A 15,078-nucleotide genomic window follows, 5' to 3' on the forward strand; every position below is an offset into this window, starting at 1 on the left:
GCCTGAAATTTGTATTTAAGACTACGGTTTTCGTTTCCATAGAAGGGAATCTTCACGATCGCCCAATCCTACTTTTCTTCCTATAAATCCATGATTTGCTTGTGGTAGTCTCTGGTTACGGCAGATCTGAGCAACCTTTGCAGATCCAATGCACGAGTAAGGTGAATGATTATGGTGGTGGTAGCAGTACAGTCCAGTTGGGATTTTTTAAGAGGGGCATTTCAGCTTAATCCTGAAGCATTTCAGCAAATTAGCACGGCTTCTGGCGGTTTGATGCTGGCCCTTGCGGTTGTAGCGGGGGCGGGACTGTCGATCGCCATTGCCCAGAGTATTATTCTATTTATTAATCAAGTTAAACCCGCTCGCTTCGTCTTCAGCCTGCTGCTCAATGTGGTGCTGTTCACAGCAGGTTTTGTATTTTTGGTGTTTAGCACCTGGTTAATTACCCTGCTTCCCTGGTCAACGCAGGTTTCGTTTTTCCGCCTGGTGGCGGTGTTGGGACTGAGCTATGCCCCGATCCTGTTTGGCTTTTTGGGCAGCTTACCCTACCTGGGCAGTCCCCTCTTGTCCCTGCTGTCGGTCTGGCACTTGCTGGCAATGGTTGTCGGGTTTGAGGCGGTGACGGGAACGGGGTTAACTCAGGCGTTTGGATACGTGGCGTTTGGCTGGTTGGTGCTACAAGTGCTTCAGCAAACCATTGGACGGCCGATCGCCGACCTGGGACGACGGTTGGCGAATAGGGTGGCTGGCGTGGAGCTAATCACCAGTCGGCGAGAGGTGGCAGAGGTGGTTCGCAGCCGGGGGAATGCGTCTGCAACGGATTGGCAGCAGGAGTTTCTGCGGCGGGTTGATGAACTGCGGCAAGGGGATTTAGTCGGTGCGCTGACGGGAACGGAGGGACTCATTCCCAGCACTCCGGCTGCTTCAGTGGGTGGCATCGGCACAGTTGGCGATCGATTGGTTGAGGGTTCTGCATCCTCGACCAGGACGACTTCAGCCCGACGAGCCGATGCGGATCACACGATCTTAAAAACCCTGGTGGCCTTAATTGGGATTGCCCTGCTGACGTTTCTGGTCGTCATTTTCCTCAGACCCGTCCGAGATGCCTGGTTTGGCTGGTATACCAGTTTGCCAAGGGTGCTGCGGTTTGTGTTTAATCTGGGCTGGATTGGGGTGATTGCCCTGGTGGTAGCAGGATTGCTGGCTCCGCTGGAAACGCTGGGCTGGTGGGCTGGCTGGTATGACGATGAAGTGGATACAACCGTCAATGCCGGCGAATTGGCCCAACCCGTCGCCAATCCCAAGGAAATTTCTCGCTACGTGGTGTATTTAGATGGCATTGGCAAATCCACCTTTGAGTATCTGCCGGATATTGAAGATTTTCTCAACGGATTAGCGCCCACACTGCCGGAGGATGTGGCGTTGGTGCGGGGAATTATGCCCTATTCGGTGATGAATAATCCCCTGGTGGAGGATCGACCGCTGGCATTTTTGTGGAAGCTAGCCGATCGCAATCGCTACGATAACCCTGCAGATTTACTTGGACTCCTGGTGAACCTGCGGAATGTGTTGATTGTGGGGGTTTCTGCCGATCGGCGGTATGGGCCGCTCTACAACCAGGGCATTGCTCAGGTGGTGTTCAATGGATTACTCAAGAATGGATATCAGTTGGGCAGTGGCATTCCAGTCACGCTGATTGGCTATAGCGGGGGTGGGCAAATGGCCTGCGCCTGCGCTCCCTTTCTCAAAAAGGCCCTCCGCGCTCCGATCGATGTGATTTCGCTGGGGGGAGTGATTAGTGCCAACTGCAATTTTTTAGCCCTGGAACACCTTTATCATTTGTCCGGACAGAAGGATTCCGTTGAGCGGATTGGTGCGGTCATGTTTCCCGGACGCTGGAAGTGGCTGCCGTTGTCCTACTGGAACCGGGCTAAACGACGCGGGAAGATTTCGTTCTTTGACATGGGGGATGTTGGGCACCAAGTTCCGGGCGGCATTCTTGACCCTAAGTTAGTCCTGTCGGATGGCCGCAGTTCCCTCCAGCACACCATCGATACCATCAACGGCATCTTGAAAGAAGAAATTTTGCCAGCGGAAGACCTGACCTCCGTTAAGCTGAGTAACTACGAACACTACATTCAGGCGGGCGCATTCAACTGTCCCAGCTATTACCCGATTCAGCAGTCCTTATCTCCAGAGTGGTATCGTCCGATCGGTAACTGGATGGGGCGATTGATTTTGCCCAAGGCGGAGGAACGCAAAACGGTGCGCGGCGTACTGTTTGAGGTCTACCACACTGATACAGCCCATCAGCATCTGGTGGGTCAAATCGTCCAACTCCGCTGGAACCACGACCCGATCGTGCAAATGCTGGTGAGAGCCGTCAAGCAGGACATTCACTTCAGTGCTGAAGCATCCTACACCAGCAAATACGGTGGCATGGTGCATCCCGATCGCCTGAATCACTGGTTGCAAGTGGGGCCGCTGGAATCTCTGGCCGGGTCACGTCCAGAAGATGACATCATCGTGATGTTGAATGAACCCGTTGAAGTGGAGGGATCTATTCTTCGCATTGGCAGTCAGCCGGTGCAGATTAGCGGACGCTTCTATGCCCTGGTGCAATTTTTGGAGTCGATCGCCAACACGGATCAGTTTCGGGTGGTTCACTTCAATCGAGCCTCGCGTCAGTTTGATGGATTGCAAGAGGTGATTCGTCTGCCTGCGGTGGTGAAGTCAGAGGAATATGGCAGTACTCCATCCACCACCCGCGATTTGGAAAAATCTCTCCTGAACGAAACAGGTTGGTACATTTACGGTGCCCAGGATGCCAGCGGCATGTTTGTGGTGCAATCCCTGGGGCTTCGGGCCCTGTTTCGGTTGCAGCCGGATGAGGTGGTGTTTGGCAAAAAAGCCTCCTATCACTACATCCGCAAGCGGGCCTGGGCCGATGCAAAGGCGCAAAAGGGGCGAATCACCTCAGTGTTATGTGCTGGACAGTTGGATGCTGCTTCCTCAGCCATTCAGTCCGCGATCGATGAGTGGCAGGAAGGCGATCGAGCTTTAGTGGTGCATACCTACGGAGGAATTGGGGGCAACCATAAAGAGCCAGCCGCTGCAACCCCCATCTTCTTTGGACATTTTGCCTTTGGATTGGCGATCGTCATCCGGGAACCCCTGGCCAATGAACTGCGCTTTGACCTGCGCTATGAGCAGGTTTACACCCACAATACAGACGGCATCATTGCTGGAACGCTGCACTGGTCACGGTACATGGGCGATCGACAGTTTGGCTGGTTGGGGAACCGTCCCGTTTGCGATTTGTTAATTAAACAAGATGCCTTTACCAAAGATTTTGACTTTAACGGTGTCCAGCGATCGGCTCTGTATTATACGTTGATGCAGCTTCAGGTCATGACGGCTCGATATCGCACCGGAGATGGTACAGGAGGAACCTACGTCGGGCCGGCCAACAATTGTGCCCAGGATTCCAACCAGGCCCTATTTGCCAGCCTGAAATATATGGAAAATCAGGTACGGGCAAATGTGGAAACAATCCGGCAATGGCAGGCAGAAAATCCGGCTCAGGCAGAACGGTTTGAGCAACTCCTGCAACTGGGACACGAACTCCGGCAATATTTGCAACCCTTAAGTGGAGATTACTCTGCCTGGGAACGGGGCGAATTTAACCTGGGCAGCAGCCTGGAAGATCAACCCCTCCGCAATTTAATTAATGGATTGGGCAGTTGGCGGACGATGTTCCCCCGCTATGCCAGCGACACGGTAGTCCGGATTTTCCTCAAGTACAATGCTTCCGTTTGGGTTTTGCGAACCAATCAAGTCGGTGGCTATGATCCCGATATTGAGCCGATTACACCAATGACGTTGTGAGTGAATTCCGTAGCGCAGGCATCTTGCCTGCCATTGCAACACCACCCCCTACGATCGAGCGCATGCTTACAACGAGGAATACCTATCGTAGGGCAGGGGTTCCGAGGGCAGGGGTTTGTTATTCTAAAAAAGCCGCAGTCGTACAACCGTTGATTTTGACCTATGTCTGCTTCTAAACCACTCAAAGGAATTGAACTTGTTGATTGTGCAAAGGCGAATGCACGTCAGGGAGTCGAGGTCGCCGCTGAGCTATGTGGCTACGGTCAGGATATTATTAGTTTTCAGCAGGAACTACAGCAAGCCTGTCAGGGTATGGGCGTAGAAATTTCGGAATTGAGTGATTTAATCACGGAGCAGCAAACCGTACGTCAAAGAGGTGGGGTAGAAATCGCGCCCGATAGCCCCTCTAGTTTGTGAAGCCGATCGCACAACATCATTGCGTGATCTCGATCGTTTAATCTCGATCACGGAAAAATATCCGGCTTAAAGCTTCAGGCTCAAAACTTCAGGGCCTAAAACTTTAGGGCCCGAGACCTCATTTACAGAACCTTTATCGATAGGTGGGAATTGCACGGTCGTCCTAACGGGTTTACGATATCTAGACTAGGTTTATCAAGCTCAAGTTTGCTTTACATTGGTTCATCACAACTTGTTTATCAACTTTTAACAAACTTTAGTCTGGGCTAAACCTGTCATGCTTACTAGTACCAGTTCTCAGCTAGATACTGCTCTAGCTGCACCTGTATCGACCAGGGAGCTGAACGTGACCTATTCAAATCATATTATTGGTGCTGCAATTTTCGACCTCAACGGCTTACCGAAAGAATATTTCACAACAAACGAAAGTTCTGATGTGAACTGGGTTCAAACCATTTTCCAGGCATTGGGACTGCAATCGCTGCTGCTGTCTTCCTTACAGCTTGAGGGCTTTCGCTATGTCGTGGTTCACGGGCGTGAATGTCGGGCGATCGTCATTAAACAAAAATCCTGTTATACCGCTATCTTATTCCGGCAGGTAAGCGAGGTTGCTTCCGAGATGTTTGTGAAATGGGCCCAGGAGTTTGAACCCGCCTCTCTGCGGTCTGATTCCCGCTTCAAGGTGATTTGATCTGTTCAGGGGTAATGCAGGATCGCCATACCATCCTGCAATTTCGAGCGAACTCCCATTGCCCATCCCTTGACGATCGCCGTTTCCTCTTTAACAATAGAGGTATAGTATTAAGTTTTGTGTATTTAAGCCATGACGAACCCCCAACCTTCCGTTACCCCCAAATTAGAAGAACCCAAGTTCGGTTTTAATTCCTACGCTGAACGGTTGAACGGTCGCGCGGCCATGATTGGCTTCGTTGCCACCCTAATCATTGAGTATGTGACGGGTCAGGGATTGTTGTCCTGGTTAGGACTGTATTAGTGGCATCAACAGTGAATTAGCAGGCGAAATTAGAGGTTCGACAAGGCTCCCCCTGATCGAGTGAGCCTTGTCGAACCTCTAAACGAGGGTGCAGTGAGGTGATGTAACTTTATGGATGGAACTGTGTTTTCGCTCCTCCAATTTCACCCTTTATGCAGCATCCATCCTTGCGGGGCGGGCATCTTGCCTGCCCTTTTATATTAGGGTGGCGTTCTGTAAGCGCATCCGATCGTCTCCCCAGGCAAACTGCTAACGCTCCGGTCTTGGTAGGGGCAAACTATTTTCCTACAGCCCCCCCTACTCTACAGCCTGCGATCGAGCTACCATTCTCTAATCCCCATTCCCCACTCCCGACTCCCCACTTCCCCATGCCCCATTCCCCAGCATCTACCTTGCAAAACTACATCAATGGTCAGTGGTGCACCTCCAGTGCCACTGAATACTCAGATGTCATCAATCCTGCTACCCTCGATCGCCTGGCTTCTGTGCCGCTTTCTCCAGCCACCGAAGTTGATCAAGCGGCTCAGGCTGCTGCTGTGGCGTTTCAATCCTGGCGACGGACTCCACCCACGAAGCGAGTCCAGTATCTCTTTCAGCTCAAGTTTTTGATGGAAGAACACTTCGAGGATTTAGCTCAGACCATTACCCTGGAGTGCGGCAAAACCCTGGATGAATCGCGGGGAGAACTGCGGCGGGCGATCGAGAATGTGGAAATCGCCTGCGGGATTCCCATGATGATGCAGGGAACCAACCTGGAGGATATTGCTGCGGGCATCGATGAATTTATGATCCGGCAGCCGTTGGGGGTAGCGGCGGTGATTGCGCCGTTTAACTTTCCAGGGATGATTCCGTTCTGGTTCATGCCCTACGCGCTGGCCTGTGGGAATACCTACATTGTCAAGCCCTCGGAGAAAGTGCCGCTGACCATGCAGAAAGTATTTCAACTGCTGGAGCAGGCTGGGTTTCCGCCGGGAGTAGTCAACCTGGTAAATGGTGCAAAGGAGGCAGTAGACGCAATTTTGGATCATCCATTGATTCGAGCCATTAGTTTTGTTGGTTCCACACCTGTAGCCCGCTATATCTACAGTCGCGCAGCGGCAAATGGTAAGCGGGTGCAGTGTCAGGGAGGGGCGAAAAATCCGGTGATCGTGCTGCCTGATGCGGACATGGAAATGACCACTCGAATTACGGCCGATAGTGCCTTTGGCTGTGCAGGTCAGCGTTGCCTGGCAGCCTCGATCGCAGTCACTGTGGGAGCAGCAAAACAGACCTATACAGAGGCGATCGCCCAGGCGGCAGAAACGCGCGTGGTGGGGTTTGGTCTGGATGAGGGAGTGCAGATGGGGCCGGTGATTACGTCCCAAAGTCGGCAACGCATTGAACAACTGATTCAGCAGGGAACTGAGTCAGGCGCAACGCTTTTAGTAGACGGTCGATCGCCTCAGATTCCCAATTACGAACGGGGTAATTTTGTGCGCCCCACGATTTTCCAAAATGTCGATCCCCAAAGCGAGATTGCGAAAACTGAAATTTTTGGCCCAGTGTTGAGCCTGATTCATCTGGATACGATCGATGAGGCGATTCAGTTCATCAACAGCGGCCAATACGGCAACATGGCCTGTTTATTCACCAACAGTGGCGCGGCGGCCCGGAAGTTTCGCTACGAGGCAGAAGTCGGCAACATTGGAATCAACATTGGAGTGGCGGCTCCAATGGCGTTTTTTCCCTTTAGCGGTTGGAAGGAAAGCTTTTTCGGTGATTTGCACGGGCAGGGTCAGCACGCGATCGAGTTCTTTACCCAAACGAAGGTGATTGTGGAGCGGTGGAGCCAGAAAGTGTGGTCGAGAACGTTTTAAGGATCGTTGACTGGGCGGGCAGGATGCCCACCCCACAAGATCAGAACCCCACAAGATCAAAACCCCATAAGATTTCCAGATTATTCAGTTCGCATTCCCAAGCATAGAAAGTTAATCACTGGAGTTCTGGGGGGGTAAGGAACGCGGATTAAATAAAATCGAAAATTTAATCTCCAGAAGGGGCGCACAGCAGTGCGCCCGTACAGAAAAAATCGGAGTTATTTAATTTGCGTCCCTAAGTATCTTGCCTGTTTAACGAAGCCTACAGAAGTCTTGAATCGCTTGCCAGAGGTCAGATTGGACGTTTGCCAGACTATGATCGCTGGGAAGTTCGATCAGCTTGACCCAGGGACGGTGGGCAGCAAAGGCTCGGCTGGCTTGCACCGGGATCACCTCGTCCTGTTCTCCATGCAAAATTAGGGTCGGAACCGGGCGTTGGATCTCAGCTTCATCGTACTGAGCCAGATCGGTGACAAAGCCATAGTCGATCGCCATCGGTTTGGCTTCCCCGTAGTGGTAGGTGACGAGTGATTGCTCTGACTGCCACTGCTGCATTTGGGCTGCTCCCAGTTTTGGTTCCCAGTGGGCTAAAAACTGGAAGGCGGGGGCCAATAGAATCAGGCGATCGATCTGGGGATTCCTTTCTCCCAACCAGGCTGCCGTCAATCCGCCAAAGCTAGAACCCATTAATGTGATGGGTGGGTGGGTCGGAAGTAAATCCTCAACCTGATGAATCTGGCGAGATAGGGTGAGGTGATAAAAGTCTCCCTGGTTTAAGTCGGGGATCGTGAGCGAGATCCCCAATGCCTGGAAGCGATCGGCGAAATACTGAGCCTTGGCAGATCGAGGACTTGAAGCAAATCCATGTAAGTAAAGGTAAGGGGCTATTGGTAAAATCATGACCAATCAAACCTGAATTACTATGTCTTCCTCACTTCGCCCCCTGATCGCTCAACCCATTACGGCTGAGGCTTTTCGCCCCTATGGACAGGTTATTTTTGCTAGCCCAGACGGAAAACCTTACGATTCAGACGATGCGCAACTTCACTTAAACCAGGGAACTCCCCGCTTTTACATCATGCAGTTGCAGAACCGGGGCAAGCAGTTTTCCCACATCACCCGCCATCAAAAGTGTACCCAGTGTTTGGGTGCGCTGGCGGATCAACCGTGGCTCATTGCAGTTGCGCCACCGGGTGAGTCCTCCCACCCTGCCCTGGAGGCGATCGTTGCCTTTCAGATTCCCGGAAACTGCTTCATCAAGCTCAATGTCGGCACCTGGCACGCTGGCCCCTACTTCGATCATGCAGTGGTGGAGTTTTACAACCTGGAACTGGCAGATACCAACATCACGGATCACGATACTTGCAATCTGCGGACAGTGTATGGCGTTCACTTTGAGCTAATTGAGCCAAAACAATAGGAGGATCTCAATACAGATCCTCCCGATATAACAATATATGAATCAATTCATCCATCAAGAAGTTGATGGGTAGAACCATTGATTAACCCGATTAAATGAACTAGCTCCTGTCTAGACGGTTTGCCCTCAAGGTAGCTTTTAAGGCGATGAGCAACACTGACACCATTGATTTCAACATCAACAGCCCCATTGATCTCCATCACCATATTGACGAGTTTAATCAACGTACGCTGGCTGGGAATTTCCCCGATTAAAACTACAACTGCTCCCCGCTGCTTGATCCGCAAGTTACCAAGCTCGTCAGGGGCAAAGTTTTGCTCAACTGCCAGAGCGACCCGCTTTGCTAAACCTCTATGATCATACTCCCCGAACAACCCGATTCGTTCTGGGGGAATGGACTTGAATAGTGGAGTAAAGGTAGACTGACCCATCGATCACCCTTCGTTCTCTATAAACCAACTGAATGAAAGTTGTAGCTGCACCCTTTTGAAACTCAGGCTCCACCGATCGAAACAATGCATGAAATACACAAATCTTTCATGGAGCTGTACCGTAAGATTCGATGAATACTTGTTAAGCCTCTATGAAGATTACAGACACTCTAGCATAAAAATCTGTCGTAGATACTACATAAAACCACTGGATACGGAGAAACGATGGTTTATGGCTGCTTGAGTGATTTTGCCTGATGCTTACAATTAAGTTCCGCAAAACCTTATGGAGTCAGCATTTTCTAAAAATGCCCCAAGCAAGCTGCCGTTATTCACAGCAACTTATTCAAAAACGGCTACAGACGCTCGCTGTAGCAAACTCTACCAGTATCTTCACAGTTCCCTTGAATTCCGCGAATCAGCTTTCAATTCGGATCTGGCCCAGAGGTCACCTCTAAAGGGCCCATCCGTAAACTCATCCTGGCTGCTGACTAGTCGCTAGAGAAGTCGCTCAGGGAACCGCCAAGGGAGGCTCAGGGAACCGCCAAGGGAGGCTCACCTACCTAGAAGGACGATCGCTAACTGTGAATAGTTCCATCCGGCATAATTAACCCTGACAACTTGGCCCCTGTTAACTTCACCATCAGGCGATCAGACACACCGATCCGTGCTCCGCTTAAGTCGGCTCCGCTCAAGTCGGCTCCGCTCAGGTCAGCACCAATCAAGTTCGCCCCTTGCAGGTTGGCGTTCTTTAAATTTGCTTCCAACAGGTTGGCTCGGAACAGGTTTGCTCCAGCCAGATTTGCTCTAGCCAAGTTTACTCGGTGCAAAAACGCATCACTGAGATTTGCATTACTCAGGTTAGCATCACTCAGGTTGCGTCCCGACAGGTCTTTTTCTCGCAGATCAGACCCACTCAAATTTATACCACTTAGATCTTTGGAATTGTTCCAGGTGCGACAGTAGTTTTTTTCGGAAGAGTCGTGATCGGCACGAGGAGACTGGTGGGATCGAGAGTAGGAATGATTGGGGGGAGATGAGGATTTGGGCGGGGAGGAAGGGGGACGAGGAGGTTGATAGTAATGGTAGCGGGGCGGGACTGTATGTCCCGACGCAGAGGGGCGGGGGGGCGGCGCGGGGGAGGGCGAAGGCGAGGAGGAGGGGGGTGGGGAGGAGGAGGGGGGTGGGGAGGGAGAGCGGGGCGGCGCGGTGTAGGGACGGCTCTGAGCGCGATGCTGCGTCCAGGGCTGATACCCATGCTTTTGCCCGTTGTTCTGCCCGTTGTTCTGCCCGTTGTTCTGCCCGTTCTGCCCGTTCTGAGAGCGGTTTTGCTGATGCTGGCGCAGGTGCTCTCTGGCCTGGTTCAGCTCCTTCAGCTTGGCCTGAGCTTTTTCCTGGAGGCGCGGATTATCCTTGGGCAGGCGATCGGGATGCCAAACAAACGCCAAGTCCCGGTAGGCCTGGTTCACATCATCTAACGATGCGCCAGGCTCCAGTCCCAGTATTCGATAGTACCGCTCTAAATCACTCATCTAAAATCAACGCCACGTTGTTGGACTTTCTTAAAATCATTACAAACACGTTGCTGCCGCTTCAGCCAAAACGATCGAACCACGGGAAAGTCGTGATGAGTGCAAGTAGGATCCAGTTAGGTGACTGGAGATTGGGCAGCAAGAACTGTTGAGTTGAACAGTGTTTCACCTGGGGAAGATGATCAAAAGCAATTGGCTAAATTACTCTTATTCTACAGAGCCGATCGCTGAATCGATAAATTGCAATGGGAGTTCGTGTGCTGAGGAGATTGAGAAATGCTTAAAAATGTAGAAGTTCTGCCCGATAAAGCGGCATTAGTCCAGCGATCGTTGGAGTTGGTTCTGGAGCGACTTCAGACTGCGATTCAGGAGCGGGGTATGGCCTCGATCGCCCTTTCAGGGGGAAGTACCCCCAAGCCGCTGTTTGAAGCCCTGGCAGAGCAGGATTTACCCTGGGATCGCCTGCATATTTTCTGGGGAGATGAACGTTATGTTCCCCCAGACCATCCAGACAGCAATGAGGGAATGGCTCGTGTTGCCTGGCTCAACAAAGTCCCGATTCCACCCGGTAATATTCATCCCATGCCCACCGATGAGCCAGATCCAGCCCTTGCTGCCCAACGCCATGAGCAAGAAATTCAGCAACTGTTCCAGACAACACCAGGAGAGTTTCCCGCCCTGGATGTGATCCTGCTGGGCATGGGGGATGATGGACACACCGCTTCCCTATTTCCCCATACCGAGGCATTGCAGGTGCGCGATCGGCTGATTACAGTCGGGAATAAAGACGGTCAGCCCCGCATTACCTTTACAGCTCCACTCATCAATCATGCTCGATGCGTGATTTTTATGGTGGCAGGGAGTAATAAACGCCCAGCCCTGTCTCAGGTCTTTGCTGCCGAGGCAGATGCCATGCATTATCCTTCTCGTTTAATCCAACCGCAGGGGGAACTTTGGTGGTTGCTGGATCAGGCGGCTGGAGACGGAATTGTCTAGGAGCAGGGGTGATCTGGGATTGCGGGTGGAGTCATCTCTCTTAAGGATCGTGGATTAAATAACCTGTCCACCGTTCTGCTTATCTAACCAGGCGGGCAAGATGCCCACCCCACAAGTCATAGTGCGGACAAGATGCCCACTCCACAAGAGTTACAGCGAGCGGGATAGAGAGTTGTCGATGGGTAAAACGGGCCCAGGCTTCATACGAAATGGTAGGGGGGCAGGGCATCCCCCAGGCTGATCTGCCAGTAGGACGATCGCATCTGCCATTCCTGTACCTGGGTTTTGAGCTGGGACTCATGGCGGCGATCGTCCAAAAGATAGATGCGCTCGATTCCGTCGGTAGCTCCAGTCTGCACCACATTGGGGTAGGACTGACTAATAAACTGCTTTAAGGTTTCCAGTTCTAACTGCTGACCCGTTTGCCATTCCGTTTGATGTTGGTATTGCTGCTTTTTAGCCAGAAAATACGATCGTCCTTTTAATTCTGAAGAAACAACGGCATCGGGCAGTGAAACTGGCTTTAGTTTTAATAGGTATTCTGCTTGCCCAAAGAGGTGCTCCAACTTTTCTAAGTATTCAGCACTGTGGCTACCTAAATGCTCTACAAGTCCCTGCCGTGAGACGAAGCAGGTTCCAAAGCGTAAGGGGAGAACTGGAGTTTGCTCAAACACCTCGCGGATCACCTGGTCATGGTACAAAACCGCCCGCATCAGCACATCATCACTCGTTTGCAGGAACTCTAACGATAAATCGGGTTCTACTAGTGCCGCCAGTTGGTTAACTATTATGAGCTGAAGGGAGCCTGAAATCCCTTCAGGGAGGTCTAAACCGTTGGAAATGGGTAGAAATGCATAGGTGTACATTGTTGGATTGGGGGTTAATAGAGCAAAAGCAGTCTCAACACCTTTCTCTATTCTGCAAAAAGAAAGCAATATAAGGAATTGCCCAGCCTCCCATCGTTAAATGGATTCCAGAACTGGGCAATTGATTAACGCAAAGGTTCAGATACAAGGATCGACGGTCAAACACCAGGGATCGGAGACAGGAAAACCCAATAATGGTTTGGATCACAGATATCTAGGCTCGATCGCCGATCTTAGACTTCCAACTACCGATGTCCCATTGCCGAGGCTGCCTCTTCAACGGAGTGATCTTGAGCCGTCTTAGCGTGTTTTCCATTGGTATGCCCATTGCCATTACGCGGTTGAATCACACCAAATCCGCCATGATTGCGTTCATAGATTACGTTGATTTCACCTGTCTCAACATTGCGAAACATATAGAAATCATGATCAACCAGTTCCAACTGCTCCAGTGCTTCGTCGATGGTCATGGGCGGCATCGCAAAGTACTTCATCCGCACCACATCGGAGGGTAATTCAGGGGCGCGATCCTGAACTAAGTTAGGAGCGACAGGTTCCTGGGGCAGCACTTCAGGCGTTCTGACGGAAGCATGCAGTTGTTTCTCCCGCCGCTTCTCTTTATATTTCCGCAATTGGCGCGCAATCTTGTTAGACACAAGATCAATGCTGGCATAGAGGTTTTCGCTGCTCTCTTCAGCCCGAACAACGGTTCCGTTGGCATAGATTGTCACTTCAGCCGTTTGCTTGGGGTTTATCCGGGGATTGCGAGCAACCGACAAATGAACATCAACTTCTGTGGTTAAGGTTTGAAAATGACTAACGGCCTTTTCGATTTTTTGATGTACATACTCACGGATTGCATCGGTAATCTCAATGTTTTTGCCCTGGATAACAAGCTTCATAGTTAAGCTTCCTCCCCTAAAAACTTGGGTGTGTCCCCTAACATTTGGGGTTATATCTTCACCCTAGCACCTTGTATTTTGTACGACAGACTCGTTTAAAATGTTTTGCATCCGTTGATAATTCTTGACCAGAACTAGCCCCATTAGGTAACAATTTACGTTGATCCACGCTTGATCTGTGGGAAAAGGAATGAGTTAAGCTAAATAGTTGGGGGTGAAAATCGATCGCTTCACGTCGCTGTTTATTTTATGCTCCGGGACTTGTTTCCTATCGCGTTGCCTGGGACTGGCAGCGATCGCTAGTGGCGGCCCGTCGGACTCAACCCCACCTGGAGGATGTACTGATTCTGCTAGAGCATCCCCCGGTTTACACCCTGGGACAAGGTAGCCGTTTAGACTTTCTTAAGTTTGTTCCCGAACAGTCTCCCTATGAGCTACACCGAATTGAGCGCGGTGGGGAGGTCACTTATCACTGTCCAGGGCAGTTGGTTGGCTATCCCATTCTCAATTTGCGCTACTACCAGCAGGATTTGCACTGGTATCTGCGGCAACTTGAGGAGGTCGTGATTCGAGTCTTGGCTCTGTACGGACTGGAAGGAGAGCGCATTGCAGGACTGACGGGAGTTTGGGTGGCAGGATATAAAGTGGCTGCGATCGGCATTAAGGTGAGTCGCTGGATTACAATGCATGGATTTGCCTTAAATGTATGTCCAGAGTTAGCCGGGTTTCAGCAAATCGTACCCTGTGGAATTGCCGATAAACCCGTTGGTAGTCTGGCCCAATTTATTCCTGATGTGAATCTAGAAACAGTGCGCCATCAGCTCATGCACTGCTTTGCTGAGGTATTTCAAGTCCACCTGGTTGAAATGGAAGGGCCACCCGTTGATGCTGTTGCAGTCAGGGGCTTTGATGCCTGAATCTAGATCAGCTTGGCAATCTAAAATGAGCTTCACGGTTTTTCGTACAGATTTTTCGTACGGGTTTTTCGTACAGGTTTCTCATACAGGCTAAAAGATATCGCTTGACTGATTAGTTTCTTTAATGTTCTATTTTTGACCGATCTACAGATTCAGGGATTTACGAGGAATTGACGTTGCTGATGATGAATCTTCAAATTCCGCCCTCAACCGCATCAAGTTTTGATGTGCTTTTAATCACCTGCACCTACCCGCAAAAATACTGTATATACTCGTAATTATCAGGGTGCTGATGAGGAATTGTATCGGTTGTTTCGCTCAATTAAACCGCAAAAGCTTTACGATGCACTCACTACGCTTAAACACGTAAATGAAGGGTTCAAGCGAACCTCGTACTTGCTTTATTGGTTTTATTCGTATGAAAGCAGCCCCCAGTGATTCTCGATCGCTTGAAACAGATCGCTATACTAATGCCCCGCACCACTACATAGATAAACTGCTGCGGAATGATGAACGAATGCAAAGTGTAACCACTGATGCCCCTTCCGAAGGTTGCCTTCCCAGTCATACGGCGACATTGATACCTTTGCGCAATCGAGATCTGGAAACCCTCTCTGAGTTATTTACCCTGGATGAAATTGAAGCGATCGAGGCAGATATTTTGTGTAACCTCACCCGTCGGTTGCCGGAACCCTGCTGGGAGGATAATCCGTTTGACTTTTTGCAGGACTATCTGTAACCTTGCCGTGGGTCATTCAGGTTCGCATTGCAGTTTGTATTAGTTAGGGTTTTCCAAGGATCTGTGGAAAACTCCCGGAAAGTCTGTGGAAAACTCAGGTTTGCCTGTGGAAAACTTGAG

At 50.8% G+C, this 15,078-nt stretch carries 14 protein-coding genes; 9 read left to right on the forward strand and 5 right to left on the reverse strand.

The features are described from left to right. Positions 1 to 171 precede the first annotated feature (171 nt). The 5 genes from ACM1PF_RS09315 to ACM1PF_RS09335 all read left to right on the forward strand — a co-directional run bounded on the left by ACM1PF_RS09315 (position 172) and on the right by ACM1PF_RS09335 (position 7,155). A complete protein-coding gene (locus tag ACM1PF_RS09315; RefSeq protein ID WP_416674217.1) occupies positions 172 to 3,888 on the forward strand; it encodes a CAAX protease in 3,717 nt (1,238 codons plus the stop codon). 162 nt (positions 3,889 to 4,050) lie between these two features. Continuing rightward, on the forward strand, positions 4,051 to 4,305 hold the full coding sequence (locus ACM1PF_RS09320; protein ID WP_416674218.1) for a hypothetical protein: 255 nt from the start codon (positions 4,051 to 4,053) through the stop codon (positions 4,303 to 4,305). Positions 4,306 to 4,651: 346 nt separating this feature from the next. Continuing rightward, a complete protein-coding gene (locus tag ACM1PF_RS09325) occupies positions 4,652 to 4,996 on the forward strand; it encodes a hypothetical protein (RefSeq protein ID WP_416674219.1) in 345 nt (114 codons plus the stop codon). A 132-nt stretch (positions 4,997 to 5,128) separates the two neighbouring features. After that, complete coding sequence (locus ACM1PF_RS09330; RefSeq protein ID WP_416674220.1) at positions 5,129 to 5,299, forward strand: chlorophyll a/b-binding protein; 171 nt, start codon at positions 5,129 to 5,131, stop codon at positions 5,297 to 5,299. Between the two features lie 368 nt (positions 5,300 to 5,667). Beyond that, positions 5,668 to 7,155: a CoA-acylating methylmalonate-semialdehyde dehydrogenase gene (locus ACM1PF_RS09335; RefSeq protein WP_416676602.1), complete on the forward strand. Its 1,488-nt coding sequence runs from the start codon at positions 5,668 to 5,670 to the stop codon at positions 7,153 to 7,155. A gap of 252 nt (positions 7,156 to 7,407) precedes the next feature. Here the strand turns inward: ACM1PF_RS09335 and ACM1PF_RS09340 are convergent, their stop codons facing one another. Continuing rightward, positions 7,408 to 8,055 carry a YqiA/YcfP family alpha/beta fold hydrolase gene (locus ACM1PF_RS09340; RefSeq protein WP_416674221.1) on the reverse strand — a complete coding sequence of 216 codons (648 nt, stop codon included), beginning with the start codon at positions 8,053 to 8,055 and terminating at the stop codon, positions 7,408 to 7,410. 22 nt (positions 8,056 to 8,077) lie between these two features. Here ACM1PF_RS09340 and ACM1PF_RS09345 point away from each other — a divergent pair, with 22 nt between their 5' ends. Then, positions 8,078 to 8,575 carry an ureidoglycolate lyase gene (locus ACM1PF_RS09345; RefSeq protein ID WP_416674222.1) on the forward strand — a complete coding sequence of 166 codons (498 nt, stop codon included), beginning with the start codon at positions 8,078 to 8,080 and terminating at the stop codon, positions 8,573 to 8,575. A gap of 47 nt (positions 8,576 to 8,622) precedes the next feature. Here the strand turns inward: ACM1PF_RS09345 and ACM1PF_RS09350 are convergent, their stop codons facing one another. Both ACM1PF_RS09350 and ACM1PF_RS09355 read right to left on the reverse strand, forming a co-directional pair. Next, positions 8,623 to 9,006, reverse strand: a complete 384-nt coding sequence (locus ACM1PF_RS09350) for a hypothetical protein (protein ID WP_416674223.1) — start codon at positions 9,004 to 9,006, stop codon at positions 8,623 to 8,625. Between the two features lie 578 nt (positions 9,007 to 9,584). Continuing rightward, entirely contained in the window at positions 9,585 to 10,538 is a 954-nt protein-coding gene (locus ACM1PF_RS09355) for a pentapeptide repeat-containing protein (RefSeq protein WP_416674224.1), read from the reverse strand. A gap of 276 nt (positions 10,539 to 10,814) precedes the next feature. Here ACM1PF_RS09355 and pgl point away from each other — a divergent pair, with 276 nt between their 5' ends. After that, positions 10,815 to 11,534, forward strand: a complete 720-nt coding sequence (gene pgl, locus ACM1PF_RS09360; RefSeq protein ID WP_416674225.1) for a 6-phosphogluconolactonase — start codon at positions 10,815 to 10,817, stop codon at positions 11,532 to 11,534. A 200-nt stretch (positions 11,535 to 11,734) separates the two neighbouring features. Here the strand turns inward: pgl and ACM1PF_RS09365 are convergent, their stop codons facing one another. After that, on the reverse strand, positions 11,735 to 12,400 hold the full coding sequence (locus tag ACM1PF_RS09365) for a GvpL/GvpF family gas vesicle protein (RefSeq protein WP_416674226.1): 666 nt from the start codon (positions 12,398 to 12,400) through the stop codon (positions 11,735 to 11,737). A 245-nt stretch (positions 12,401 to 12,645) separates the two neighbouring features. Next, positions 12,646 to 13,302, reverse strand: a complete 657-nt coding sequence (gene hpf, locus ACM1PF_RS09370) for a ribosome hibernation-promoting factor, HPF/YfiA family (RefSeq protein ID WP_416674227.1) — start codon at positions 13,300 to 13,302, stop codon at positions 12,646 to 12,648. A gap of 224 nt (positions 13,303 to 13,526) precedes the next feature. On the opposite strand from hpf, the gene lipB reads away from it, so the two are divergent. Beyond that, the gene (lipB, locus tag ACM1PF_RS09375; RefSeq protein ID WP_416676603.1) at positions 13,527 to 14,219 is read left to right on the forward strand and encodes a lipoyl(octanoyl) transferase LipB; all 693 of its coding nucleotides are present in this window, start codon (positions 13,527 to 13,529) and stop codon (positions 14,217 to 14,219) included. Between the two features lie 418 nt (positions 14,220 to 14,637). Continuing rightward, positions 14,638 to 14,958, forward strand: a complete 321-nt coding sequence (locus tag ACM1PF_RS09380; protein ID WP_416674228.1) for a hypothetical protein — start codon at positions 14,638 to 14,640, stop codon at positions 14,956 to 14,958. Positions 14,959 to 15,078 lie beyond the last annotated feature (120 nt).

It is taken from the genome of Egbenema bharatensis FJBBOT/2019, from assembly GCF_048077055.1.
GTDB lineage: Bacteria > Cyanobacteriota > Cyanobacteriia > Elainellales > Elainellaceae > Egbenema > Egbenema bharatensis.

Excerpts from the sequence above, each read along its gene's own strand:
- ACM1PF_RS09365 (WP_416674226.1), bottom strand. The coding sequence starts at position 12,400 with ATGTACACCTATGCATTTCTACCCATTTCCAACGGTTTAGACCTCCCT.
- ACM1PF_RS09380 (WP_416674228.1), top strand. The coding sequence starts at position 14,638 with ATGAAAGCAGCCCCCAGTGATTCTCGATCGCTTGAAACAGATCGCTAT.
- ACM1PF_RS09355 (WP_416674224.1), bottom strand. The coding sequence starts at position 10,538 with ATGAGTGATTTAGAGCGGTACTATCGAATACTGGGACTGGAGCCTGGC.
- pgl (WP_416674225.1), top strand. The coding sequence starts at position 10,815 with ATGCTTAAAAATGTAGAAGTTCTGCCCGATAAAGCGGCATTAGTCCAG.
- ACM1PF_RS09340 (WP_416674221.1), bottom strand. The coding sequence starts at position 8,055 with ATGATTTTACCAATAGCCCCTTACCTTTACTTACATGGATTTGCTTCA.
- ACM1PF_RS09345 (WP_416674222.1), top strand. The coding sequence starts at position 8,078 with ATGTCTTCCTCACTTCGCCCCCTGATCGCTCAACCCATTACGGCTGAG.
- ACM1PF_RS09315 (WP_416674217.1), top strand. The coding sequence starts at position 172 with ATGGTGGTGGTAGCAGTACAGTCCAGTTGGGATTTTTTAAGAGGGGCA.
- ACM1PF_RS09320 (WP_416674218.1), top strand. The coding sequence starts at position 4,051 with ATGTCTGCTTCTAAACCACTCAAAGGAATTGAACTTGTTGATTGTGCA.
- hpf (WP_416674227.1), bottom strand. The coding sequence starts at position 13,302 with ATGAAGCTTGTTATCCAGGGCAAAAACATTGAGATTACCGATGCAATC.
- ACM1PF_RS09330 (WP_416674220.1), top strand. The coding sequence starts at position 5,129 with ATGACGAACCCCCAACCTTCCGTTACCCCCAAATTAGAAGAACCCAAG.
- ACM1PF_RS09350 (WP_416674223.1), bottom strand. The coding sequence starts at position 9,006 with ATGGGTCAGTCTACCTTTACTCCACTATTCAAGTCCATTCCCCCAGAA.
- ACM1PF_RS09335 (WP_416676602.1), top strand. The coding sequence starts at position 5,668 with ATGCCCCATTCCCCAGCATCTACCTTGCAAAACTACATCAATGGTCAG.